The sequence below is a fragment of the Vibrio pelagius genome (assembly GCF_024347575.1).
GTDB classification, from domain to species: Bacteria; Pseudomonadota; Gammaproteobacteria; order Enterobacterales; family Vibrionaceae; genus Vibrio; species Vibrio pelagius.
In genome coordinates this window covers 1738631-1764452 of the sequence record NZ_AP025503.1, presented here as the reverse complement: position 1 = coordinate 1764452, position 25822 = coordinate 1738631, and the positions used below count along the sequence as shown (strand labels likewise).

The window sequence follows — 25822 nt, the reverse complement described above, 5'->3', positions numbered from 1 at the left end:
CATCTAAAGCATATCAAATAGATTGTTCACTGTTAGTTAACTGTCAATTCATAAATGGATACAGATTTCTGTTATATAGTGTTTTTGTTTTAATTTTGAGAGGTAACATAAATGAAAGTTGAATTCTTCCATGACGTAGTGTGTGGGTGGTGTTATATACAATCTCCAATTCTAAGAGAGTTGAACCTGAAATATAATGTAGAAGTGGTTCATAGGAATTTTATCTTGCAAAAAAACGATCAAGAAATGATCGCAAGATGGGGTTCGTTAGAAGCTGCAAAAGAGCAAGTATTACAACATTGGGAATCCTGCATGGCATTTGAAGGAAAACCAGAAAGGTTTAATATTGATGGTATGCGTGAATCAAGTTTCAATTATCCCAATGGTATGTTGGCCGCGAAAGCGACTAAGACTGCTGAAATATTAGGTGGACAAACGGCTCATTGGGATATGTTCGATACCTTGCAAAGATTTCATCTCCAAGATTCTAAAAACGTAAGTGATATAAATGTTATAAAAGAAGCCATTAATAGCCAAAAATATGACGAGAAAAATTTCATTGAGTTGATGAACTCTGAACAAGTAAATAACGAACTAAGTAAAGATGCTTTAATGGCATTTAATTACGGGGTGAAGTCTATCCCGACATTGGTTGTAAATAATGAACATGTCATTCGATCGACGACTAAATTACCTGTATTAATGAAAATGTTATCTGACTTGGAGGTGCTATGAACTTCTACAGTTATATGGAACTTTTGGAGCGTATAGGTTTAGAGAATGATGGCTATGAAACTGTTAAAGAGAATAAATATCTTAACATAACTAAAGATACAGGAGTATTTCTCGATATGATGGTTTGTATTATTAAGCCTAGTAAAGTTTTAGAAATTGGTACATCTAACGGGTATTCTACATTATGGTTGGCCAAAAATTTACCTGAAAAAGGTAAGTTGATAACGATCGAAAAGCAGTCTAGCAAAGCCAAAGAGTCAATGTCTCATATAAGAAAAGTTGGATTTGAGAATAAAGTAACTAGTGTTGTCGGTACTGTCCAAAACTATCTAGAGTCCAATAATGAATTGTTCGACATGATATTTTTGGACGCCAATAGATTGGAGTATCCAGATTACTACGATAGCTTGATAGCGAGTTTGAGGTGTGGTGGATTGTTGGTTTGTGACAATGCGATATCTCATGAGGAGGAGCTTAAGCCATTTACTTGCATGGTGGAAGAAGATAAAAGGCTACTTTCTTTCACGCTAAATGTAGGTAAAGGAGAGTTCTTGGTATATAAGTATTAAATGACTAAGGGGGTGGGTATGGATAAAGTTAGAGCTCTTACTGTCTTTAGGCGCATAGTTGAACTTGGTAGCTTTCAAGCCGCTGCTACTGACTTAAAGCTTTCGAAAGCAGCAGTGACGAAAAATATGAATGAGTTAGAGGTGTTTCTAGATACTCCACTGATAAATCGTACGACTAGAAAACTGTTTGTTACAGAGGCCGGCTTAGAGTATTACAAAGAGGTCTGTTTGGCTTTAGACACTATCTCAAATGCTGAACAGTCGCTTTTTTTTAATCGAGATCACATTGTAGGAAAGTTAAAAATCGGCGCTCCTTTATCTTTAAGTTTAGTCCTGTTGAATGAACTTATATGTGAGTTCTCTGAGCTTTATCCATCGGTGGCGATCGAGGTTATCATGGATGACCAACAGCAAGACCTAATCGCTCAAGGAGCAGATGTTGCAATTAGAGGTAGTGGTACACTAACTGACTCTACACTTAGGTCAAGAAAGCTATTGAAGTTGAAGCGTGTTTTATGTGCCTCCCCTAAGTATATTCAAAGTCATGCACCGATATTGAGCCCATTGGATGTCAAGAGCCACCAATGCCTAATATATAGCTTAGCTACAGTTAACAAATGGAAATTTAGTCGGGGAGATGAAACGGAAGAAGTTGAGCTGGCAAGTTCACACTATATGGTTAACAACAGTTTAGCTTTAGTAAAAGCCTGCCAGCTCGGTAAAGGGATTATTCTAACTCCAGAGCTCTATGTTCGGTCAATGTTAAAAAATGGTCAATTAATAGAGGTGCTTCCTGATTGGTACCCTGAAGAACATTATTTATATGCTGTTTATCCGAGTAGTAGAGCAAAATCAAAATTAGTTCGCAGTTTTATTGATTTTCTTGTTGAGCGTTTATCTTGAGTTTATTTTTACCTGATGAGACTAGTCCATAAAGTGAGATTAAGACTAACAATATACCAAAGCCTTGAGCTAAACTCATAGACTGTTCTAGTGCCAACCAACCGAGAATTATTGCTGTAATTGGACTTAAAAAACCTAATGGGGTGACAATTTCTAAGGGTAATTTTTTTATTCCATTAAACCATAATGAATAAGAAATAATTGCACCAAATACTACTAAATATCCATACCCATATATGTTTTTTAGTTCAACGCTGTCGGGGTATATATCAAAGAATGGGGAGGCTAAAAGTAGAACAATACCCCCAAACGTCAACTGATAGCCTGTAAATGCATAAATGTTGATTTGAGTTGGCCACTCTCTTGAGAAAAATGTACCAAATGACATAGATAATGCACCTATAAACGCTGCTAAAACGCCTATGGTATTTAGTTGCGTTTGAGGTGTTAAGAAAATACAGCACATTCCTATAAAAGCAGTTATGAGCATGAGTTTTTTTCTGCTCTCAAGAGTCTCGCCTTTAAATATAAATGCTAGAAAGATTATTATTGCAGGTTGTAGAGAAGTAATTAGGGAGGCGACACCTCCTGGCAGAGTGTAAGCTGAAATAAAAAGCATGCTCTGGAATAGAGCTATATTCAACATTGATAGTATGAATAGTCTTTTTAGCGTTACCATATCGACTTTTTCTCGAAATAAAATGAGTAGTACTAACCCAGCAGGTAAACACCTAATAGCCGATGCCAAAAAGGGTTGGTTTGGTGGGAGGAACTCGGTAGTTAAATAGTAAGTAGTGCCCCAAATAATTGGAGCTAAAGCGGTTGTAAATATTAATGTAAACATAGCTAGCCTCTAAAAGTAAAAATTTACTAAGTTATTATTGATAGCTATCTATCTATTTCAATATAAAAATAGTGAATTGATAGTTTACTAAAGTGTTATTATTTTTTTTGAAATGATGAATTAAGATAGAAATGTAAATAAAATTGGAGGCTGATTATGCTATTTAGAAAAATCATTGTTTCATTGTCATTAGTTATTCTTTCGACTAGTTCTCTAGCGGGCTCGCCCGAAACAAAAGGTATGCTGGAACTATCTTTTAGTGACGGGAGATCGTCTGTTCAAGGAGTAAAGAATGTCAATAGTTACTTAGAGCGCGTTGGTGTCAAAGTCACACAAGTGAGTATTCCCAAAAAAGTACAACCAATTATTGAAAAGTCTAAGGGAAAGGAACTCAATTCAGATGAAAAGAAACTTCTAATTCAAGCTTTTTCACTGAATCGAGCTCAATTACTTGAACAAATTGAATTGGCCGGCAGGAAACCAGCTGTTCATAGAGGTGGATACTTGTCTACCTCAGAGCCAGATGTAGCCCCTTACCCAAAGGTCTACGACATGATGTCTATGTCAGAAGACATTAAGCATTATCTCCAGCATAAATTTGGAAAGCTCCATGTAAATAGTTCAGAGAAAGGTGAGGGTATTGATGAGGTTATGACAATTATTTCAGGAGGACATTGGACTTGGTTTTTTGTACTTGATGATGGGGTTGTTGGTAAGCTAACCCTTGGCTACGTCGATTTGGATAGCAAAGCTTGGCGAATTTCTTACCCTGGACTTGTATCACATGGTGGCTTTTTCGATGCTGATTATGGCCTTGTAGTGGCTCATGCGCATGGCCCAGAGCAGTTTATCATGCGATATGAAGAACCGAGCATCAGTTGGCCAGGAACGCTAAATGGAAACCCTTGGATCGACTTTACAAGTGATGTTCCTGTGCTGCTAAATAAAACCTTAAAATTTTAGATTTCTTATTTGAATCAAAAAGTATATTAGGAGGTAGTATGTTTACCGTTGTCTATGAGTTCGTGATCGACGAAGGTACGGATAAAAAATTCAGGGAAGCTTGGATTGAGCATACAGAGTATGTGTACCAAACGAGGGGAAGCCTTGGTTCAAGGCTACATACAACTGGGGTGGCGAATACGTACGTAGCTTACGCTCAATGGCCTGATAGAGATCTTTGGGCTGAGACTACAGAGTTATTTCGTGACTTACAGCCAAGTACATTGCTAGAAATGAAAAAATACCTAGTTAGTTCTTCAGTGTTAAGAGAACTAAAAGTATGTGATGATATATTAAAGTAGAAAATATAAATTTTTTTCTGTTATGTTTTTAAATAGAGAGTTCACGATTTGGGAGCTCTCTATATTTATTGAACTCTGAATATATCTAAGTGGGTTTACCTAAATATTAGAAAATATTATTACTTAAAGAATTAGTTTATTGAACCTCATGTTCAAATTCGGTCGTAGCTGATTGTTATCCTCATCCGAAAGAGATCTTTATAAGCGAGTTAAAGAATAGCTCTTGGGATGTTAGAACGACTGTATCGCATTTTGTTCGTAAGCAGTACTGAGCTTGGTCGACTTGAATTGTGGGGCGTAATTTTTAGAGGCGTGATGGAGCACACTTTGCAATATAGGGAATGATATGAATAAGCAGACTTTACCAAAGGTATTGCTCAGCCTTTTTGATACTGCAGGCGAAGGGCTTTGGTTTATGAGTGATGACAATGTGGTTCAGTTTTACAACCACTCATTCTACCAGCAGTTTCCACTATTAATGGAAGATTCAACGTTAGATGATTGGTTAGGGTTGGTTCACCCTGAAGATAGGGAAAGGTTACAGCAAGAAGTGGACAGTCATCAACAAGAATTATCGTTTGCACGAGTGACCACGCGGTATCGAGTTAAAAATATATCTGGACGTTACCTATGGGTTGAAGCGACTGGTGTGAGAGTAAGATACCAAGGTGGACTTGCCATGGTGGGGTCACATAAAAATGTATCTGAAGAGGTATTGCTGAACCAGTACCTGACTCATATGGCTACTCACGACAGTGAAACTGGATTGTTTAACCGGCACAAGTTCTTAGAAAAATTTCCAAGTCTGAATGAGAAAAGTTGGGTTCTAGTATGTTGTCTAGCTCAACTGCAACAGCTTCAACGGCAAGTTGGATATGAAGCAATTGGACACCTTTCCTCGGCACTTGTATCGACATTAGATGACGTTCTGCAAATGAAGTACGGTTTGTATCGAATTAGTGCGGATGTGTTTGTTGTCACGATGGAGCAAGAAATTAACTCAGAGGAGTCTCTTCAGTTGTTGAACAAAATTGAATCGGTATTTCATCAAGTTCGCAAGAGTAACTCGATACTTACAAGTAGATTAGGTCTTGGTGCGATCCCAGTTTGTGCCCTAAGCGTCACAGCTCCTTTGCAGCATATATTTGACTTGTCTGAGTATTCCCGAGCTATCAGTTCGCCTATTACCTACACTGGAGAGTCGCAGCGCAGTATTGATAGATACTTTGCAATTCATGACGCTTTAGAATCCGCTGTTAAAATGCGCCAAATTACTATAGCACTGCAACCTATTGTCGAAGCATCAACTGGAGAACTGATAAGTTTTGAGGCGTTAGCTCGGTGGGAGCACCCTGAGCTGGGCTCGATTTCACCCGCAGAATTTATTCCCATCGCCGAGCGGTTAGGGCATATACATGCATTGGGTTTGCTAGTTCTAGAGCACGCTTGCCAATATCTGGTCATGTTCGATGCTAAGCACCATGTGAGACCTTTGGTTAATGTAAATGTGTCGGCGCATCAATTGCTTACTACTGGCTTTATCGAGGATGTCTGTGAGGTTGTTGCTCGCTTTGGTATTGATTCAACTCGTATTGTGCTCGAGGTTACCGAGTCCTATTTGCTTGATGAAAATCCGATGATCATAAAGACTCTCGATGTACTTCACACTCATGGTTTTAAATTATCACTCGATGATTTTGGTGCCGGAATGAGCGCGATTACTAGTTTATTCCGACTTCCTTTGTATCAAGTCAAACTAGATAAAGTATTAATTAACGAAGCGATGAGGCGTGAAGCATGTTTAAAACTCATTGCGCATTTGTACGAATTTGGGAATACATACAACATAACGCTTGTCGCAGAGGGAATAGAGACGTCGGAAATGTTTAAGACACTAACAGAGGTTGGCGTATCGTATCTTCAGGGGTATTTCTTGCATAGGCCTTGCTCACCGCAAGCATGGCTAGAGATGAATGCCTTAGAGTGACGAGAGCAAATGGGTGTGTTGGGTCACGTTTAAAGTGAGCTTTCTTTCTATTTCAGCCTCTTCAAGAGATTATACCATTTGTATCTCAGTGTTGTGCAATTTACCATAGTGCATTCTCCGCATAGTTAACTGTAAGCGGAGAGCTTTTGGCTTTTAGTAACAGGTTCTTGGGGAGCGTGCTGAATTTACAACACTCTTGTTTTAATTTCTATAACTAGATAGTAAATAGTTAATTTACTGTTTTTTAGTCCATGTTCTTTTTATTTATAGCTATATTAAACATATAGTCTAATTGTCAAGCTATATATTTTCATTTATGAAGTTGTTTGATTGTTTTTTGTGTTCGATGTGGTTTTATATTGATATTGTCTATATAAGCTTAGCTAAAGTTAGTTTTACTCTATATGATTAATAGGATCTTGTATGAAAATAAAAAGTAAAGTAGTTTGTATAAGTACATTATCATTGATATTAGTCTCTGCTATTATAATGGTGATTGAATTTTATCTTTCCGAAGATAATTTGGATAAGTTTGTTGATAGCTATAGGGATGAGCTTATAGAAATAAGAAAGAAAGAGCTAGTAGATATTTTAGATGTTGCTATATCTTCTATAGAAAATGAAAGTGACATTAACACAGTGAGAAAATATCTTGAATCAATAAAATATGAAGGTGACAATTACTTCTTTGGAGTGGATACGACCGGAGTCAGTGTTTTTAATGGCAATAACAAAGAATTAGTTGGTAGTGATATTATAGAGTTTAAAGATGTAAAAGGTAATTTTGTAGTTAAAGATATAATAGATTCTACTTTATATGGAGATGGTTTTAGTTATTTCTACTGGCATAAGCCTGGTCATAACCAAGAGTTCGAGAAAATAGCATTTTCTAAATATGTGGAAAAATTCGATTGGATTGTTAGCACTGGTGTATATGTCGACGATATAGAAGAAGCAGTACTGAGATATTCATCTATGCGTCGAGAAGAGCTAATCTATAAAACAAAAATTTCAATTGCTTTGACGATGATATGTGCGGTTATTGTCGCTATTACCATTTTCTTAATTATGTCAAGAACTCTCAAGTCTCTAATTGATCTAAAGGATAATTTTTCATCTCTGGCATCTGATAATCCTGATCTAGAGTATAGGATTGACATTAAGAGTAACGATGAAGTAGGTAGTATTGCTGAATCTTTTAATTTATTCATAAGCAATCTTTCATTAATGATATATAACCTAGATGAGTTTTCAACTGAGCTAAGTAACAAGGTTGATCACTACAAAGCGCAGATAGAGAATATTGAGGTTTTGATTGATGGTTATATACTTGAAAGCGACAAGATCAAAGTACACATAGAAGATATAACAATATCTTCAAAAGAGGTTTCAGAGAATATGAGTGGCACTTCTGATTTAATTTCAATAGCTGATCATCAAGGAGAGGAAGCGTCTAAATTGATCCATGTTTCTGCTGGTAGTATTACTGAACTAATCCATGAAGTAGAAACATCGATGAGTATATCTGAAAAGATAAAAAGCGAATCTGAAAATGTTGTTAATATATTGTATGTAATTAATGAGATAGCAGATCAAACCAACTTATTAGCACTTAATGCCGCTATTGAAGCGGCTAGAGCAGGAGAGCATGGGCGTGGGTTTTCTGTTGTTGCTGGCGAAGTAAGAGATTTAGCTACCCGGACTAAGGCTAGCACCATAGAAATCGAGCACGCTATGCAGTCTCTAATTGATGGTAATCGTAAAATGTACCAATCAATGAAGACTACAAACGACAAAAGTAAAAACAGTGTCGAGAATGCGGAGAATGTTCAAAATAGTCTATTAAATATTGTTGAGCTTGTAGCTAAGATAAAAGCAGCAAGCAGCAAGCAGCAAAACAGCCCTAGCCAGTCAAAAGCAAGAGGCATTGGCATTTGATATTGAAGAGCAGGTCAATGGCATAGAGAATATGTTGATAAAAGTTAAGGAATCAAGCTCGGAACTAACCAATGAAACTTGTAAATTGACGAAAATGAATGGAGAGCTAAAGAGCATGATATCTAAGTTTGGAAGCACAAGTTGAGTTAGTTATTAAGGTACAAACTATTGTTGTAGAGTGATTTTTATGCAGTATGTGTCGAGCTTCATTACTTAGGTTAGGAGCTTAATAGCGTGATTTTATCATGCAAAATGTTATCTATATTTCTCTAAGTTAAATGGTTGCTCTGTATAAGGGTCTTATTAAAAAGAATCGCTATACTCTTCCTCCCGCGACTTTTGTGCATTCCAGTCAATTTAAGTCGCGGCATCATACGATGCAAACACACACCGGGTCATACTCTGACCACTGTTATTTTTTAACGGGTTATACTTAATCAGGCACATATTCAACTATATCTTCAATTTTACAGTTAAAATAGGCACACAAAGCATTCAACGTAGTTGTCGTTGTTACATAGTCCTTGCTTGTAACCAGCTTGTATATCGCAGACCTTTGAACTCCAATCTCTCTAGCAATTGCTGCCTGAGAGATTTTTTTCCTTCAATTTTTTCTTTTAATTCAATGAGTTCTTTAAGCTTATAACGGATAGTCAAAATTATGCACCATTTGTATCTTGATAGGGGATGCTAATAAGCTAAAGTGAATGATGTATCTTTTCAGGGGACAAGAAGGAGGTCGCATGAACCAAACCCTCTTAACGGCTAGAGAACTCGCAGAGCGTATCAAATTTAGCGCCAACTACATTAATTCGTCACTGCGAGACTCTATATTCATCGAAGGTAAGCACTACATTCGACCCTTCAATGGTAGAAAAATTCTTTACATTTGGGAAGCCATAGAAGCGGATTTGTATCAATCCGCTACAAGAAATATGCACTATATCCCAATGGCTTCGGGGAGAATTTGTCAGATCAGGTCTGAATTAGTACACCCATAACTCACCCGATTTAGGCAGACTCTCGTTTAATTAGCGTCCCTCTTATAGATTTGTTGATAGGTTGTTTGTCTGGAGTTCGAATTCGTTCAAGCAGGTCCGACACAGTGACTTCACACAACTGATCTATCGGTTGTTCGACGGTGGTGAGGCTGTATGGAGGCCATTTAGCTGCCTCGATATCATCAAATCCCGTAACCGCAATATCGTTTGGGATGTTGAGTTCCGTACATTCTTTGATAGCATTGATTGCCCCAATGGCAAGTTCGTCATTACCGCATATCACTACGTCTGGTCTTTCTCGTTGAGTCTCAATAAGCTCTAACAAACCGCGGTAACCTGCTTCCACTGAAAAGTCATCGTATATCACGCCGATGTTCTTAAGCTCTAGCTCTGATAGTTGCGATAGATATCCCTCTACACGGCTGATCGTTGTTGAGGCATTCCTATCGCCAGCTATGCATGCGAATCGTTTGTGCCCTTTGGATTCAAGATAGGTAATTAGTTCTTTTGTTGATTGAAAATTATCTGTACATACTGAGCTTGCATATACATTGGGAACAGAACGATTTATAAAACTAAACTCGATACCACGATTGACATACTGATTGATGAGTTTTGCATCCACAGTTGCGCTTGCCATAATTACGCCGTCTATCTGATACTGATCTATTAGAGGTAGGATTTCGTCCACATTTTTATCATCTTGGCTGAAAATAACAACACGTTGGTTTTCTGCTTGTAGAAGTTCAAGCAACTTCTGTAGTACTTTGGCGTAGAAGTATGGGTTCTTAGATATAGGCTGAACAATGGCAATACAATTAGAGTGACTGGAGATTAATGCTCGAGCCATTGCATTTGGAACGTAATTAAGCTGTTTAGCTGCCTGTAGAATTTTTTCTTTGTTAGCTTTGGATATTTGACTACCTGGAGTGAAAGCTCGAGATACGGAGGCTTGAGATACTCCTGCTAGCTTCGCTACATCCTTGGAGTTTGCTTTCCTATTTCTTTCCATCATTGATTTTCTATTTTTAATTTTCTCTACAATAGTATAAGCGCGGCACAGAGTCAGCAACAATGCACAACATTCTTATTTGATAACTCCGTAGTCATTTAAGCCTCCTTTTTAGGGGAGGCTCATGTAAAGACGAGTTTTGAATGTATCGTCTACGCTTGCTCTTCGGTTACCTTATATCGGCGAACGCGAATATCTGCTTGTTCTTTGTGTCCCGCAAACCCTTCAAGCGCACAAAGACGCGAACAGTATTCTCCAATTCTCAATGAGGCTGCTTCGCTCACACGTTGATATGTACACGTTTTAATGAATTTACCGACCCAAAGACCACCAGTGTAACGAGCTGCTTTATTCGTCGGAAGTGTGTGGTTAGTACCAATAACTTTGTCGCCATAAGATACGTTCGTCTCTTTGCCTAGGAATAGAGCGCCAAAGTTGGTCATATTGTCTAGGAAATACTTCGGATCTTTCGTCATTACTTGTACGTGTTCAAAAGCAAGTTCATCGGCGACCTGTACCATTTCATCATAGGTATCGCAGACAATAACTTGACCATAATCCGCCCATGCCTTCGATGCGACTTCGGCTGTCGGTAAAATCTTGAGTTGCCTCTCAATCTCTTTAATGGTTTCCTCTGCAAATTTCTGAGAGTTGGTTAACAATACAGACGGAGAGTTGTAACCGTGTTCCGCTTGACCGAGTAAGTCCGCAGCTGCAAGTTCAGGGTCGCAACCAATTTCATCGGCTATGACCACGGTCTCTGTTGGGCCAGCAAATAGGTCGATACCTACGCGACCAAAGAGTTGTCGTTTGGCCTCCGCTACAAAGGCGTTGCCAGGACCGACAATGATGTCGACGGGATCAATGGTTTCTGTACCAATGGCCATCGCACCCACGGCTTGAACCCCGCCCATACAATATATTTCATCAGCTCCTGCCATTGCCATTGCTGCTACTACGTAAGTGTTCGGCTTTCCATTGAAAGGGGGGGCGCACGCAATCACACGTTTAACTCCTGCGACCTTAGCAGTAAGTACACTCATGTGCGCAGACGCGACTAGTGGATACTTCCCGCCAGGAATGTAGCATCCAGCACTGTTAACGGGGATGTGTTTATGTCCAAGAAACACTCCCGGCAATGTTTCTTCTTCGACATCTTTTAGGGAGTCTTTTTGAATTTCTGCAAAGCGACGAACCTGAGCTTGTGCAAATTCTATGTCTTCTTTTTCTTGCTCGGTTAGGTCATCTACACATGCTTGAATTTGCTCATCAGTCAGTCTGAACTGCTCTGGGCTCCAGTTATCGAATTTCTCAGACAGCTCTTTGACAACTGCGTCTCCTTCACTCTCTATTCGTGAAAGAATGTTTTCAACCGTAGTTCTTACACTCTCATCGTTATTTTTCGCTACTTCAACGTCAATGCCATTCTTTACATAATTGATCATATTGTCCTGCCTGTTCATCTTTTTTGAATATCTAAACCAAGCACAATGATGAAAATCACCGTGCTGTATACGTATTCAGTAATTAACCAGTTGTTGAGTGAAAATTATACCTTTCATTCGCAAAAGTGTGATCTGATCGAGTTAAAATCGTTGCAGGAATGTTGATTAATTGTAATTTGAAGGTGATCACAGTTGTGATTTAAGTTATTTACTAAGTTATCGGTTCCGCTGAATATGTATTCAGTGAATGAGAGTTTGGCTTTTGCGGCCATCAGCGAGAAGCTCTGATGTGAAGTTAGGACTTGAAAGAAAATTTTAACAAGGAGAAGAAGATATGCGTCACCTTAAAAAAATAAAAACAATGGGTTTAACCCTCATACTGGCGTTTCCATTCACGAGCGCTGCACAGACAGTTCTTAAGCTAGGTCATATCTATGACTCATCGCATCCTTGGCATGACAGTGCGGTAGAGATAGCTGAAAGAGTGAATAGTGAAACTCAGGGGCGGGTGAAGATTGAGATTTTCTCGAATGGCACTTTAGGATCAGAGCAAGAGTTGTTAGAGCAGGTAATTACTGGGGGGGTCGACATCGCCGAAATAAGTTCGGGTCAGTTGGGAAATGTATTTAAGCCGATGGTGATTACCGAGATGCCATACATCTTCAAAGATACTGACCACCTAATGCGCTTCTTCGCGAGTGACGTTGCAAAACAGATGTTTGATGATTTCAAAGAGCAGTTTAATGTTCACTTGTTGGGATCTAGTTCATGGGGTGTACGTCATGTAATTGGTAGTAAACCGGTTCAATCTCCTGAAGATATGGGATCGTTTAAATTACGAGTACCAGAGCAATCTATAACTGTTGCTTACGCCAAAGCGATGGGAAGCAAGCCGACACCAGTACCCTACACGGAGGCGTACCTTGCTATGCGCCAAAATATGGTTGATGGTTTAGAAAACCCGCTTGGTTCGATACAGACAATGAAATTCTATGAAGTTGGGAATGAACTGAGTCTCACAGGTCATGTTATTACTGCGGTTCACTTTGCAGTTAACGATTCATCTCTTTCTATGTTGAGTGGTGATGACCGTCAGGTTGTGTTAAATGAGTTTGAACGCTCCGCGCAAGAAACTGCTCGCAAAGTGGTTGATGCTGACAATGAGGCTTTAACGTTCATGAAAAGCCAAGGTGTGAATATTACTGAGACAGATCGTGAAGCATTCCAAGTTAAGACAAAGTCAATGTCTGATGATTATGCAGGTTATTGGAAGAAGTACGGCGACTTGTACACCATTATCCAGCAACTTTAATTGGCCAGTGAGGGTAAATGATGCATTTACTAAATAGATTTGACGAGTACTTTTGTGCTTCCTTATTCCTGATACTGTTTATGGTTATGTCGGTGAATATTGTAGCGAGGGAGGTTTTTCAAGTTTCTCTGGAGTGGGCAATTGAGCTTTGTCGTTATCTGCTAGTGTGGGTGACCTTCATGACAGGAGTTTCTCTTTTCCTTCGTGGGCAGCACATTGCCATTGATAATGTGTGGAAAAAGGTTGTAAGGAGTGGTAATCGCCGAGTCTATCTAGTACTAAATGGTATTCGTTACCTCTCGACGATAAGCGTGGGAGTGTTCCTTACGTACTATGGGTATGAATTTGCTTATAAAATGAGATTTTTCTCAAGCCCATCATTGGAGGTAAGTCAATCATACCTATATGCGGTGATGCCGATTACCGGAGCCCTCATTGTTGTTAGTTCATTGATAAACTTATATAAGGAAAAAGACGCATGTTGATTGGGTTCATTACCTTATTGATCTTGGTTGTATTGGGTGTGCCGGTTGCGTTCAGTGTTACCTTCGCAAGTTTGGCTATCGTGCTTATCGATCCAATGTTATCGGAAACTACCGCACTTCAGCGAATGGTTTCAGGGGTTAATTCGTTTACATTTATCGCAATACCATTTTTTATCCTAGCTGGGAATTTAATGAACACAGGGGGCATAACTGTTCGAATATTTGAGTTTGCCTCTGTTTGTGTTCGTCACATTAAGGGCGGTCTTGCACATGTGAATGTCTTTTCTAGCGTAATTTTTTCTGGCATGTCAGGGGCCGCTGTTGCTGATGCGGGTGGACTTGGAGCGACCACAATCAAGGCGATGCGTTCTAGTGGATATGGTGAAAAAGTTAGTATTGGAGTAACTGCTGCATCATCTATCATAGGTCCGATAATTCCACCTAGCATGTCGATAATCATCTACGCGATAGTTGCGTCGCAATCAATTGAGAAATTGTTTGCCGCGGGTGTCGTTCCAGGGCTTATGATGGCTTTGTCATTGATGATTATGATTTATGTCTTTTCAGACAGCTTGAAGTGTCCGAGTGAAAGAAGGGCAAGTAGAAGTGAGATTTGGGAAGCCTTAAAAAGAGCGTTTCCTTCATTAATGACCCCTTTTATTATTCTTGGAGGGATATTTACCGGCGCGTTCAGTCCAACGGAATCGGCAGCAATCGCTTGTATTTATGCGCTGTGCTTAACTATTTTCTACGGAGAGTTTTCATTCAAATCATTTGTTGAATGTATTGTCGTTTCAACAAAAACATCCGGTCAAGTTTTGTTGATTATTGCTTCTGCCACGCTGTTTGCCTGGATATTAACGACAAAGCAGATCCCTCAAACAATGTCTGAATTTGTTCTGGGAGGTGTGGACTCATTTTGGATGGTACTTCTGTTTTTGAACATTCTGCTTCTGACAGTTGGCTTGTTCTTGGAAACCGTAGCAGCGATAAATTTGTTAGTCCCTATCATCTACCCAATCATGGTGCTAGGTTTTGGTATGGATCCTGTTCAGTTGGGCATTATCATCGTTCTTAACCTCATTATCGGCACCCTCACTCCGCCATTTGGTACGGTATTGTATGTTCTAAGTGGGGTATCAAACACCAGTGTCACTGACGTGGCTAAATATACAGCGTTCTTCGTTCCCCCATTGCTCATTGTACTAGTGCTAGTGAATGTATTTCCATCACTTACACTGGCATTACCACAATTTCTTTTTGGGTAGGATTTCCACTTAGTAAGATTACAGGGTTAGGTTAACCCTGTAATCTTACTAAGTTCTTGGCTTACGGTATAAGTAAGTTCCTATAGTGACCTGATCCAATGATACTGCACACTCACGTAAGTGACTTTTCCATACTTTTAATAATTCATCCTTTTCTAAATGAGCCTTTTCGCTAAAACAGAAATGCCCAAAGACGTTTCCCGTTTCAGTGACTGTCGTAACTCGCCTTTGCCCCATTGTGATTCAGTGCTGAAAATTGTTTATATCTATTCAATACGAGTTTGCCCTACCCAAAGTTATCCGAAATTAGGTGCGACAACCAAAAGGTAAACATAGAAGTTTAAAAAGTAGCGGTTGTTATCGGAGGTAGCCAAGATGTGCCTAACAACGTCCAAATATAGATTCATCCAAACAACTCGGCTGCAATACTTTCTTTCTCCGCCGCAGTACGACCTAAATGTTTTTCTAAGAATGCTGCAGCTTCCTCCATCTGACCATTTTCAACCAACGTCAATAGCGTTAAGTGCTCTTCGCATTCTTTCCTAGGGATCGCTCTTTTTGTATTGACGTTATATTCAATCAAACGACGTAATCGGTTTATTCGTTTTAATGAATCAAGCAGAAAAATATTGCCAGACATTGAGACTAAAGTTTCATGGAATAAGACTCCTGCATTAAACATGTCGCCAGCGGAAACCAGTTTGTTATTGTTATTGAGGATTTCAATTTGTGACATACGTAACATTTGTATTTTAGTGGCATTGACAAAGAAATCAGTCTCTCTTAATGCCTGTGTTTCGATTAACTGACGGAATCGGTAGCTCTGTGCATATGCTTTTGGCGAGGAGATAAACTCGTTAAACTCCCAGCCATAGCCAAGATTGCGGCTCATCCAGCCTTCTTTTTCCATGGTAATTAGGGCTTCTTGAATGATCTTCCGACTGTGTTCATAACGGGCCATCAATTCATTTTCAGTAAAACTTTTTGTCAACTTTCCACTTAGATAATCCTGACCTATCTGGTAACAAAGTGGGCTGAGAGGTGATGCCTCTGGGGTAAAAATCTCTAAGTCTGGCAATGACTTGGCATCAGCAGATTCTGCGAGAAAATATCCTTGATTAGGCCTCTTTACTAGAAAACCCTCTTTTTCTAAATGCGAAAATGCATTCCTGATTGGTGTTCTTGAAACTTTAAGTCTATTTGAAAATTCGACTTCTTTTACATGTGTGCCAATAGCTAAGCCTTCTTTTGCTATTTCGCTAAGCACTTTGTTGGCTAACAAAAGTGCTGAATCCTTCTTTTTATCTTTTGTTGACGTAGTCATCCAGATCACTCTTTTTATACAAGTCCTAATCATTATCCTTCATAAATTGTATTTTGTGAATGCCAATGATGGGTTGATATGAACTGTGGGGGAAATTGTGATGTATTTAACAACTACAAAAAACAATCTTACAGTTCTTTTGGTTTAACACATTGGTTTGTCACATGAAATTTTGATTTAAATTATTGATAAATAAGAATTATTATTGATTGCTGGCTATGTATCCTGTTCATTTAGGGTTTGTTTTTTGTTTTTAACATCTTGTTGACAAATTTAGTGTTTAAAATAAGAATGTTTTTAGTGATTACAAAATACAATTATGAAATATGAAAACAATTACCCTAATTCACGCTGTAGACATCGCAATTGAGCCGATAAAGAAAGCCTTCGTAGAACTGTGGCCTGAAGCTCAGCTGGTACATTTGTGGGATCAGTCGTTAAGTATTGAACGTGCTAAATCTGAACACATTACACCAGCGTTATATCGTCGGATCGCTGCTCTTACCGAGATGGCCGAGCAAACAGGTACTGATGCAATCATGTTCACGTGCTCTGCATTTGGTGACGCAATAGAACAAGTCGCATTGAAAACCTCAACTCCTGTTCTGAAGCCAAACGAAGCGATGTTTAAGCAGGCCCTAAGCTTGAAATCTCCCATATCTATGATCGGCTCTTTTGCTCCAGCGATGGAAGGTATGGAAAGAGAGTACTACCTAGAGGCCCAAGCCCAAGGTATTGCTGCTGAATTAACCTGTGTCTGCGTACCAGAATCACGCATAGCACTAAGTCATGGAGATGTTGGTACGCACAACCAATTAGTGGTTGAAGCGGCTAAAGCACTGCCGAATGAGCCTGCCTATATGCTGGCGCACTTCTCATCTTCGTATGCCAAAACTGAATTGGAAAAAGCAACAGGAAAGCCAGTCTTATCTAGCCCGCACTGTGCGGTGCTTCATTTGAAATCTTTACTGGAAGGCTAATGCTCCATTTTTTTAATAACAACCCACGATCGAATAGAGGAACACTATGAAATTTATCGTTTTACCAGGGGATGGTATCGGCCCAGAAATCGTCAACGCATCTATCAATGTGCTTAACGCAGTCGACCAAAAGTTTGGGTTAGATCTGACGTTAGACTATGAACATGTTGGCTTTGAAAGCCTGAATAAATATGGAACAACGTTGCGACAAGAAGTACTAGAAAAAGCCAAATCGTATGACGGCATTATTTTAGGTACACAGTCACATGCAGATTATCCTAAACCAGAACAGGGGGGACGCAACGTATCTGCTGGTTTTAGAATCGGTTTGGATCTCTATGCAAACGTTCGTCCAGCTCGTTCACGTTCGTTTCTTCCTACCAACATGAGTGAAGGGAAATCTATCGACTTAGTCATCATGCGAGAAGCGACCGAAGGCTTCTACCCAGATCGCAACATGACAGAAGGTTGGGGCGAAGTAAAACCTTCACCTGATATGGCTCTGTCTATTCGTAAAATTACTCGCCATTGTAGTGAACGTATTGCACGTAAAGCGTTTGATCTAGCGATGACCCGCCGTAAAAAAGTGACCGCTATTCACAAAGCGAACAGTTTCCACATGACAGATGGTCTGTTTTTAGAAGCTGTTCGTGATGTAGCCAAAGAGTACCCAGAAGTCGAGTTGGACGATCTACTGGTTGATGCGTCCACCGCGCATTTAGTCCGTAGCCCGGAGCGCTTTGATGTACTGGTTGCGACCAACTTCTATGGTGACATCATCAGTGATCTTGCTAGTGAGTTATCCGGAAGCCTCGGGCTTGCAGGCTCAGTAATGGCTAATGATGAAATTTGTTGTGCTCAGGCTCAACATGGCTCAGCGCCTGATATTGCAGGGAAAGATATTGCCAACCCGGTTTCGATGATTCTATCGGTTGCGATGCTCATTGACTGGATGGGACAAAAACATGAACGCTCTGATTTTGTATCTGCGTCTCAAGCCATCATCTCTGCGGTTGATGCAGCCCTAGAAAATCCATCTTATCGAACACCTGATCTTGGTGGTTCGCTGGGATGCCAAGCATTCAGTAATATTGTTGCTGAAATTATCAAGACAAACTAAAAAAACAAGGACTTAGGACATCAAAGAAGTATAGCGACTTACCCTACATTATAAGGAATATAACATGTCATTACTTAAACGCTTAACGATTCTGCCATTGACTCTATCCGTTCTGGCAACGGCACCAAGCTTTGCTGAAGATCTGGATTATCCAAAAGAACGTCTGAATTACACCATCGCCTTTGGTCCCGGCGGTGGTAACGATCTTATGTCACGAACGGTTGTTGAAATTTTGAAGAAATATGATTTCTACCCTAAAAATATTCGTGTTGATAACTTAGCTGGCGGTAGTGGTGCGGTTGGTTTTAATTACGTTGCGCAGCAACAAGGGAACCCTTACCACCTTACATCAACCAGCGGAAACTTTTTAGGCACGCCGTTGATTTCAAACACAGGTTGGACGTACGAAGATTTTACACCGATCGGTCTATTGGCTCAGGATGCAATGTTTTTGGTTGTAAGAGCTGACTCAGAGTTTGAAACAGCACAAGACTTTGTCGAATATGCTAAGAAAAATCGTGTAGTTATGGGCGGAACTGGAGCAGCTGGACCTGAGCGTGTTGTCGCTAGTTTGTTCGCTGAAAAGGCAGGTTTTACATTTGACTATGTACCATCTCAGGATGGTGGCGGGATGGTTACTTCTCTTACATCACATAGTGTTGATGCTATTGTTGCTAACCCATCTGAAGTGTCTGGACAAATTAAAGCAGGTAACTTCCGCCCTCTAGCATACTCAGAAGAGCAACGTAGTACGGTTTATATCGATGTACCCACTTTTAAAGAACAAGGTTACGATTTTGCGTTTGCCTTGCCTAGAGGGGTTGTGATGCCAAAAGGTGTGCATTCCGATATTCAGAATTGGTGGGTGGAGACGTTAAAGAAAGTAGTCGCTACTGAAGAGTGGAAAACTTATTTAACAACGAACAGTCTTTCTGGAAATACCGTTTGGGGCGATGACTTTGAAAAAAATCTAGCTCATACCAACTCGGATTTTAAACGAGTGCTAACCCAGATTGGTGCTATTAAGTAAAAGCTATGGGCAAAGCGGTAACGAGAGTTATCGCTTGTATAGGAATGATTATGCGATTTTTATTTTCTGTTGCAACGCTAGTATTTTCTGTTGCCTTCGTTGCATATGGAATGGCAACGCTTGATTTATATGACATTAGTGATAGGCCGGGGCCAGGTTATTTCCCGCTAATTATTGGTGTCATGTTAATCATTGCAACTTCTATTAATGTTGTTAAAGACTTCAAAATTGTACAAAAGCTGAAGGCAGATCGAGAATTAAATGAGATTGTGCGTAAAGGTCACAACTCGCACTATGCAAAAGATGCAATGGTAGCGGTCGTTTGTTTAAGTCTGCTTATTTTTACCTTGAATAGTTTAGGTGCAATTTTATCTATGGTTTTGTTCTGTCTAGCTTTTCTAAGTTTTTTCAATCAAGGGAAGATTTTACAGAATATTGTTTATTCGATTGTTTTTCCTGCATCGGTTTACCTACTTTTTGATGTTTGGTTACAAGCAGGGTTGCCTGATGGCTTGCTAAGAGCATTCAATTAATCGATGGAGATGTATCATTATGTTTATTAGCGAATTATTCAGTAACCTTTCTTATGGATTATCGGTAGCATTTACCACAACCAATATATTGTTCCTACTTATCGGTGCTTTAGTTGGTATGGTGGTTGGACTCTTTCCTGGATTTGGTCCTGCCGCAGGAATTGCCATCCTAATTCCAATGACTTTTGGCTTAGATCCAACGACAGCCATTATCATGTTATCGGGGATCTATTATGGCTCTATGTATGGTGGAACGATTACCTCTATTTTGATTAATACACCCGGAGAGTCGGCTACCGTGGCATCCACGCTCGATGGTTATCCACTGGCGCAAAATGGGCGTGCTGGGCCTGCACTTGTAATGCAAGCCATTGCATCTTTTATAGGCGGCACGCTTGGGGTCATATTAATTTGTGGCTTCGCACCGATCCTTGCCGATTTTGCGTCCCAGTTTGGGCCGTCGGAATATTTTCTCATCATTATGTTGGGTATGCTGCTTCTGACGACGATGATGGGCGAAAATCGATTAAATGGTGTTATCTCTGCATTGTTTGGTTTTGTCATTTCTGTCATTGGTGTTGATTCTGTTAGTGGCGCTCAAAGGTATACGTTTGGTTCTCCAGAGTTGATTGGAGGTATTTATTTTGTCCCAGTAGCTATTGGTCTCTTTGGGATTGGTGAATTACTTCATTGTATTTACACTGGGCAGCACAAACGTTCAAATGAAAGACTAGAGTTTAGCTTCCGTTCAAAAGATTTCTGGCCAACAGCAAAAGACTATATCGAGTCAAAATGGACATTCCTCCGAGGCTCTGTGATAGGTTTTGTTGCGGGTGTCCTTCCTGGTTCAGGTGCAACAATAGGTTCCATTCTTGCTTATTCGGTTGAAAAGAAAGTCGCTAAAGAACCAGAGAAATTTGGTAAAGGCGAAATGCGTGGCTTAGTTGCTCCTGAAACCGCTAATAACGCGGCATCCGCTGGGGCTATGGTTCCATTGATTTCACTAGGGATTCCTGGCTCTGGAGCAACGGCCGTACTTCTTGGTGCTCTAATGATGTGGGGATTACAACCTGGACCGATGTTGATAGATACTAATCCAGATCTTGTTTGGGGATTAGTGGCTAGCATGTATATGGGCAATATGATCTTGGTAGCCTTGAGTATTGTTGCTATTCCTATCTTCGTGAAGTTTCTAGATGTACCTTATCGCCTAGTCGTACCTGTCATTGTGATTTTATGTGTCGTTGGCGCATATGCAATGAACAACAGCATTATTGAAACATCCATGTTGTTGATTATGGGGATTATTGGCTTTGGAATGAAAGTCTATGGCTATTCGCCTGCTGCTACAGTACTTGCTTTGGTATTAGGTGGGATGGCTGAAAGTAATTTCTTGCAGTCTCTCATTATTAGTCAGGGCAGTTTATCGATTTTTGTTGAGCGTCCGATATCTCTTGTTTTAACTCTTGTCATGTTTATATCTGTGGCTATTTCTATGGGGTTAAAAGCATACAAGCGTGCGAAGGCAAAGAAAGCCGCCTCAGCACATTGTGAACCTGCTACTAAGTAATGCATTTATAGGCCGTGGGGTAGCTCACTGCCTATCACTACTCAAAACATGAACCAGGAGAGAACAATGAAAATCGGATTAATTGCCGATGATTTTACTGGTGCCACAGATGCCGCAAGTTTCATGGTTAAAAGTGGTTTGTCTGTTATACAAGTATCGGGAGTAGAGGCCATTAGTCAGCCGCTTCCTAAAACAGAAGCAATTGTAGTCAGTTTGAAAACACGTTCATGCGATAAAGCATTGGCTATATCACAGTCATTGCAGGCATGTGATTGGCTTTTGAATCAGGGCTGTAAGCAAATCTACTTTAAATATTGTTCGACATTTGACAGTACAGCAGAAGGTAATATCGGCCCTGTCACACAAGCATTGATGAAGAGATTAGGTGTGAAAAGCACCATCCTTTGCCCTGCCTTACCAATAAACGGGCGAACCGTTTATCAGGGAAATCTGTTCGTTTATCAAGATCTCTTGAATGAATCTGGGATGAAGAATCACCCTATTACGCCCATGACTGATTCAAATCTCATGCGTTTAATGACTCTGCAAACGGGTCAAAAGACGGGGTTGCTCAGTTGGCAAAGCATACAGGAAGGTGAAAAACATGCATCGTCTGTCCTTGAGTCTCTGTCTACGCAAGGGTACACATTTATCGTTAGTGACGCTCTGAATGACAACGATTTGGACGTCATCGCTCAGCTTTGTAAGGATCATCATTTGGTGACTGGCGGCTCTGGTCTCGCTGGAGCCTTGGCGGGGTTGCAGGGAAGGGATCTTTTAGAGAAAGATACAGGTTGGCGTGCTCCAAAAAGCAAAAATACAGGTGTTGTGCTGTCTGGTTCATGCTCTGTGATGACTAATCAACAAGTGGCTACTTATCAGAAACTTGCAGCAAGTTATAAAGTCGATGTCGACCGCTGTGTTCAAGATGAAGATTATGCTGATGTGATTGAGGAATGGGTTCTAAGTCAAACTAGACAACGATATTACCCGATGATTTACGCGACTGTTGGTAGCGAGGAATTGAGGGACATTCAGTGTCGTCATGGCGCAGGGGCATCAGACAAGGTCGAGGCATTGTTTCACCAACTGGTTGTGCGGCTTCATAAGCAAGGTTATCAGAACTTCATCAGTGCTGGCGGTGAAACCTCAGGCACGGTGACTCAGGCCTTAGAGATCAATCAGTTTAAGGTCGGAGTGGAGATTGCCCCGGGAGTCCCGTGGGTATCTAGTTTAGACGACAATATCAACCTTGCCTTGAAATCAGGCAATTTTGGCAATGAAAACTTCTTTAAGGAAGCACAGGATATTTTACTATGACGGAACATGAACAACGTTTACAACTCGTAGCACTCGCAAAGTCAATGTTTGAGCGCGGATACGCAACGGGTGGTGCTGGCAATATTTCAGTGAAGATAGACCAGAATAAAATATTGGCGACACCTACAGGCTCTTCGTTTGGTCGCCTGGACCCAGAGCGACTTTCTGTTGTGACATTGGATGGCGAGCACCTCTCAGGGGACAAACCGTCTAAAGAAGTTTCATTTCATATTGAAGTGTACAAGCATCGTCCAGAAGCGAATGCGATAGTCCATTTACACTCAACGTACCTGACGGCGCTGTCATGCCAGGAAGGCTTAAATAGCGATAGTGCAATCAGACCGTTCACTCCTTACTTTGTCATGCGGGTCGGTAGTTTGCCGGTTGTTAAGTATTTAAACCCGGGTGATAAGAGTATTGGCGAAGAGTTGGCAAGACTCGCGCCGTACCACCGCGCTTATTTACTTGCAAATCATGGCCCGGTGGTTACTGGAAAAGATTTGTTAGATGCGGTAGATAATTCTGAAGAGCTTGAAGAAACCGCCAAGCTTTATTTTCTCCTCAAATCGAGCAGTGTGTCTTACTTATCAGAGGAAAATATTTCCATACTCAGAAATAAAGGTGTTTAACTTCTATGGGGCGGTGTCATACCGCCTCTTTTTTGACATTTGTACAATATGTCTCCCTTGTTGTTAATGATTCTATCGACACTGTGCCTATCTTTGAGTGGTTTTGTCGCCAAGTGTCTCGAAGGAATCGTTCCCATTAATGTATTGTTGATCGTGAGGTTATTCATCCCTGCTGCGATTATGCTTGTGGTGGCTTTATGGGTGAAAGCGTCCGTTCCTTCGTTTAGAGAGACTTTAGTCATCAGCCGTCGCTCTGTGTTTATCGCGCTTACACAATTCTGCTTTTTTCCGCTCTGGTGAATCTGAGCCTGATTGAGCTCGCCGTGTTGTTCGGCACTGGACCGCTATTTATTCCTGTAATCGAACGTGTTCTTTATGGCGTGAAGTTATCCTTGTCAGTGATATTGACACTTACCATGTCATTTACGGGACTGATTATCCAATCGGGGATCTCTGACGATATCCATTTTCAATGGGGAATGGTACCCGGACTCTTTGCCGGTTTCTTTAATGCTTGCTCTCAAGTGTCCATGTATCGCGCGAGCAAGATCAAAGCTCACTCACTAATGATTAATGGGATTAGCTTTTTCGTTGCCGCAACTCTTGTTCTCCCTGTCTCTTTTTTGTCTATCAATGTGCTAACGAGAGCTACGCTGGCACGAAATTGCCCCGAAACTTCTCATATCCTGTAAAGGGAACGCCTGAGCAGTACACCAATAGACTAAGTTAATCTAATCCGTAGTTTGTTCTCTTATTTGGAACTTTCCGTAATTCGCCCCCCTACAACTATATGCCGATTCACACAACAGGTTGATACCAGTTGAGTTTCATAATAAATAACAGCAACATAGACGGAATGCAAGGACGGAAAAAGTCCGTCTATAAATCGTTAAGGCTCACGAAGGAGTTTAGCTTGTACGATAAAAAGATTGGTAGAAATGACCCTTGTTGGTGTGGTTCTCAGATAAAATACAAAAAATGTCACTTGTTTCGTGATAAGCAAGAGCCAATGAAACATTGGGAAATAAACAGAGAATTTAACAATGTAAACTCACGTAAAAAGTGTTCATGTCCTGACTCATTTAATGAGAATTGCGCGGGAAATATTATACGAGCTCATACTGTCCCCAAGACTTCCAGTTTGAAAGCAATATCTGACGCAGGGCATGTCCTTGGACTTAAAATGAGTTATGAGGCGATCCGAAAGAATAGAGGTAGACCCTTATTAGAGAAAATCGGTATCAATCATGCATCTACATTCAATGGCTTTTGTAAATATCATGATGACGTGATTTTCGCTCCTTTAGAAAAAGAGTCATTTGTGGCGAGTCAGAAACAGTGTTTTCTACTTGCATATCGAGCTTTTGCTCGGGAGTACTACGCTAAAGAAGGTGCTCAAGACCTTTCCACATTGAGGCATGGTACAGATAAAGGCAAACACATTGAGGCTCAATTTGATATTCAGATGAACAACTTCCTTTACGAGCTGGGAAACAGAGCGGCCATTGAAGACCTTAACTATCATAAAAGTTATTTTGATCGTGCCTTGGAAAGTGACGACTTTTCTACAGCAAGGGCGGTAATATTTACATTCGACGAAGCTCCTCCTGTCATGGTCTGTGGTGGAACTAATCCAGACTTTGATTTTGATGGGAACCCTGTTCAGGACTTAATGGATCTTATGAAAAGGACTGATAACTTCTCTGTTACGTCTTATTATGACGGTGAAAAGGGAATTATCGCATTTTCGTGGTTAGAAAACAGTGATGAAACATGCTGCAAAGTAATGTCATCGCTTCTTCATAAAGATCGAGAGGACTACGTTCCGATAATAATTCAGTACATGTTCAAAAATTTCGAAAATGTCTTTGTATCACCGAAGTGGTGGGAGTCTGAAAGTGAGAGCAATAGAAAGATTTTGATGAAATTGTTCGGAGACAATATCTCTACCAATATATCTCCCAACGCGAATGGCATTACGAAGCCTTTATCTGCTTACAACTTTCCTCAGCTGCGTGACGTCATTACAGTCGGATCCCCTTTAAGTACTGAGCCTTAACGATCTGTTTAAGAGTGATTCGCTACGCGTGGCATTTTCAGTATGCGTTGATTTTAGTGTTTTAGGTGGTCTGTGGCTGCATCGCACACCTTCACAGGGCGTTACTTTTACATACTTGTACTAATCCGTTACGTCCTAATTTAGTAATATACCTAAAACATTTCTGTCCAGGGACGTGTTACCGATGGTAGGAGTAACACGTCTTTGCCCTAAAACTGTTTAGGTAAAAACTCATTCACAAGTTACTGACGAGCAAAAGCCCTATGAAAAGTTATCCAAATTGGCAAAGCTGTTTGCTGTGACTTCCTGCGATGTATTACGAGGGTAAATTCGATGGACTACCATCGTATGGACACTTTAATAAGATGATCGTCTTCACACCAAGTTGAAAAGCTATGTAGTCATAAGCATCTATTTGGATTGCGTCGTTGATTCTGTTACTAATGCAACATAC

The 25822-nt window shown here is 40.3% G+C and carries 24 protein-coding genes; 19 read left to right on the top strand and 5 right to left on the bottom strand.

The features are described 5' to 3' along the window. Nucleotides 1-111: 111 nt before the first annotated feature. The 3 genes from vsple_RS07530 to vsple_RS07520 are packed head-to-tail and all read left to right on the top strand — an operon-like array spanning nt 112 to nt 2207. A complete protein-coding gene (locus vsple_RS07530) occupies nt 112-735 on the top strand; it encodes a DsbA family oxidoreductase (RefSeq protein WP_261881615.1) in 624 nt (207 codons plus the stop codon). Beyond that, entirely contained in the window at nt 732-1304 is a 573-nt protein-coding gene (locus vsple_RS07525) for an O-methyltransferase (RefSeq protein ID WP_261881614.1), read from the top strand. Before vsple_RS07530 ends, vsple_RS07525 begins: the two co-directional genes overlap by 4 nt. An 18-nt stretch (nt 1305-1322) precedes the next feature. After that, a complete protein-coding gene (locus tag vsple_RS07520; RefSeq protein WP_261881613.1) occupies nt 1323-2207 on the top strand; it encodes a LysR family transcriptional regulator in 885 nt (294 codons plus the stop codon). On the opposite strand, the gene vsple_RS07515 is transcribed toward vsple_RS07520, so the two are convergent. Continuing rightward, nucleotides 2176-3051 (bottom strand): EamA family transporter, encoded by an 876-nt coding sequence (locus vsple_RS07515; RefSeq protein WP_261881612.1) that lies wholly within the window; start codon nt 3049-3051, stop codon nt 2176-2178. The two genes, vsple_RS07520 and vsple_RS07515, sit on opposite strands and share 32 nt — an antisense overlap. 156 nt (nt 3052-3207) lie before the next feature. On the opposite strand from vsple_RS07515, the gene vsple_RS07510 reads away from it, so the two are divergent. From vsple_RS07510 to vsple_RS07495, 4 genes are all read left to right on the top strand, one after another. Beyond that, on the top strand, nt 3208-4014 hold the full coding sequence (locus vsple_RS07510) for a hypothetical protein (RefSeq protein ID WP_261881611.1): 807 nt from the start codon (nt 3208-3210) through the stop codon (nt 4012-4014). Between the two features lie 38 nt (nt 4015-4052). Then, a complete protein-coding gene (locus tag vsple_RS07505; RefSeq protein WP_261881610.1) occupies nt 4053-4355 on the top strand; it encodes an antibiotic biosynthesis monooxygenase in 303 nt (100 codons plus the stop codon). 346 nt (nt 4356-4701) lie between these two features. After that, nucleotides 4702-6342, top strand: a complete 1641-nt coding sequence (locus vsple_RS07500; protein WP_261881609.1) for a GGDEF domain-containing phosphodiesterase — start codon at nt 4702-4704, stop codon at nt 6340-6342. 423 nt (nt 6343-6765) lie between these two features. Then, nucleotides 6766-8280: a methyl-accepting chemotaxis protein gene (locus vsple_RS07495; RefSeq protein WP_261881608.1), complete on the top strand. Its 1515-nt coding sequence runs from the start codon at nt 6766-6768 to the stop codon at nt 8278-8280. 433 nt (nt 8281-8713) lie between these two features. Here vsple_RS07495 and vsple_RS07490 read toward each other — a convergent pair whose 3' ends face one another. After that, the gene (locus tag vsple_RS07490) at nt 8714-8827 is read right to left on the bottom strand and encodes a helix-turn-helix domain-containing protein (protein WP_261883144.1); all 114 of its coding nucleotides are present in this window, start codon (nt 8825-8827) and stop codon (nt 8714-8716) included. Between the two features lie 196 nt (nt 8828-9023). On the opposite strand from vsple_RS07490, the gene vsple_RS07485 reads away from it, so the two are divergent. Next, complete coding sequence (locus vsple_RS07485; protein ID WP_261881607.1) at nt 9024-9281, top strand: hypothetical protein; 258 nt, start codon at nt 9024-9026, stop codon at nt 9279-9281. 10 nt (nt 9282-9291) lie between these two features. Here vsple_RS07485 and vsple_RS07480 read toward each other — a convergent pair whose 3' ends face one another. Both vsple_RS07480 and hisD read right to left on the bottom strand, forming a co-directional pair. Further along, nucleotides 9292-10296: a LacI family DNA-binding transcriptional regulator gene (locus vsple_RS07480; protein WP_261881606.1), complete on the bottom strand. Its 1005-nt coding sequence runs from the start codon at nt 10294-10296 to the stop codon at nt 9292-9294. Nucleotides 10297-10445: 149 nt separating this feature from the next. Beyond that, nucleotides 10446-11738 (bottom strand): histidinol dehydrogenase, encoded by a 1293-nt coding sequence (hisD, locus tag vsple_RS07475; RefSeq protein ID WP_261881605.1) that lies wholly within the window; start codon nt 11736-11738, stop codon nt 10446-10448. A gap of 334 nt (nt 11739-12072) precedes the next feature. On the opposite strand from hisD, the gene dctP reads away from it, so the two are divergent. The 3 genes from dctP to vsple_RS07465 are packed head-to-tail and all read left to right on the top strand — an operon-like array spanning nt 12073 to nt 14803. After that, nucleotides 12073-13050, top strand: coding sequence for a TRAP transporter substrate-binding protein DctP (dctP, locus tag vsple_RS07470; protein ID WP_261881604.1), 978 nt, complete (start codon nt 12073-12075; stop codon nt 13048-13050). Between the two features lie 17 nt (nt 13051-13067). Next, complete coding sequence (locus vsple_RS22010) at nt 13068-13535, top strand: TRAP transporter small permease (protein WP_420833776.1); 468 nt, start codon at nt 13068-13070, stop codon at nt 13533-13535. Beyond that, a complete protein-coding gene (locus tag vsple_RS07465; RefSeq protein WP_261881603.1) occupies nt 13529-14803 on the top strand; it encodes a TRAP transporter large permease in 1275 nt (424 codons plus the stop codon). Before vsple_RS22010 ends, vsple_RS07465 begins: the two co-directional genes overlap by 7 nt. Nucleotides 14804-15206: 403 nt before the next feature. Here the strand turns inward: vsple_RS07465 and vsple_RS07460 are convergent, their stop codons facing one another. Further along, a complete protein-coding gene (locus vsple_RS07460) occupies nt 15207-16127 on the bottom strand; it encodes a GntR family transcriptional regulator (RefSeq protein ID WP_261881602.1) in 921 nt (306 codons plus the stop codon). A 326-nt stretch (nt 16128-16453) separates the two neighbouring features. Here vsple_RS07460 and vsple_RS07455 point away from each other — a divergent pair, with 326 nt between their 5' ends. The 8 genes from vsple_RS07455 (at nt 16454) to vsple_RS07420 (ending at nt 25368) form a co-directional block, all read left to right on the top strand. Further along, nucleotides 16454-17107: an aspartate/glutamate racemase family protein gene (locus vsple_RS07455; protein ID WP_261881601.1), complete on the top strand. Its 654-nt coding sequence runs from the start codon at nt 16454-16456 to the stop codon at nt 17105-17107. Nucleotides 17108-17153: 46 nt separating this feature from the next. Next, nucleotides 17154-18227, top strand: a complete 1074-nt coding sequence (locus vsple_RS07450) for an isocitrate/isopropylmalate dehydrogenase family protein (protein ID WP_261881600.1) — start codon at nt 17154-17156, stop codon at nt 18225-18227. A 64-nt stretch (nt 18228-18291) separates the two neighbouring features. After that, on the top strand, nt 18292-19257 hold the full coding sequence (locus vsple_RS07445; protein WP_261881599.1) for a Bug family tripartite tricarboxylate transporter substrate binding protein: 966 nt from the start codon (nt 18292-18294) through the stop codon (nt 19255-19257). Between the two features lie 5 nt (nt 19258-19262). After that, nucleotides 19263-19790 carry a tripartite tricarboxylate transporter TctB family protein gene (locus tag vsple_RS07440; protein ID WP_261881598.1) on the top strand — a complete coding sequence of 176 codons (528 nt, stop codon included), beginning with the start codon at nt 19263-19265 and terminating at the stop codon, nt 19788-19790. A gap of 19 nt (nt 19791-19809) precedes the next feature. Continuing rightward, nucleotides 19810-21360, top strand: a complete 1551-nt coding sequence (locus vsple_RS07435; RefSeq protein ID WP_261881597.1) for a tripartite tricarboxylate transporter permease — start codon at nt 19810-19812, stop codon at nt 21358-21360. A 66-nt stretch (nt 21361-21426) separates the two neighbouring features. Further along, nucleotides 21427-22680 carry a 3-oxo-tetronate kinase gene (otnK, locus tag vsple_RS07430; RefSeq protein ID WP_261881596.1) on the top strand — a complete coding sequence of 418 codons (1254 nt, stop codon included), beginning with the start codon at nt 21427-21429 and terminating at the stop codon, nt 22678-22680. Continuing rightward, nucleotides 22677-23309 (top strand): 3-oxo-tetronate 4-phosphate decarboxylase, encoded by a 633-nt coding sequence (gene otnC / locus vsple_RS07425; protein WP_261881595.1) that lies wholly within the window; start codon nt 22677-22679, stop codon nt 23307-23309. The genes otnK and otnC overlap by 4 nt, the downstream gene beginning before the upstream one ends. 913 nt (nt 23310-24222) lie before the next feature. After that, nucleotides 24223-25368, top strand: coding sequence for a YecA family protein (locus tag vsple_RS07420; RefSeq protein ID WP_261881594.1), 1146 nt, complete (start codon nt 24223-24225; stop codon nt 25366-25368). The last annotated feature ends 454 nt before the right edge of the window (nt 25369-25822 follow it).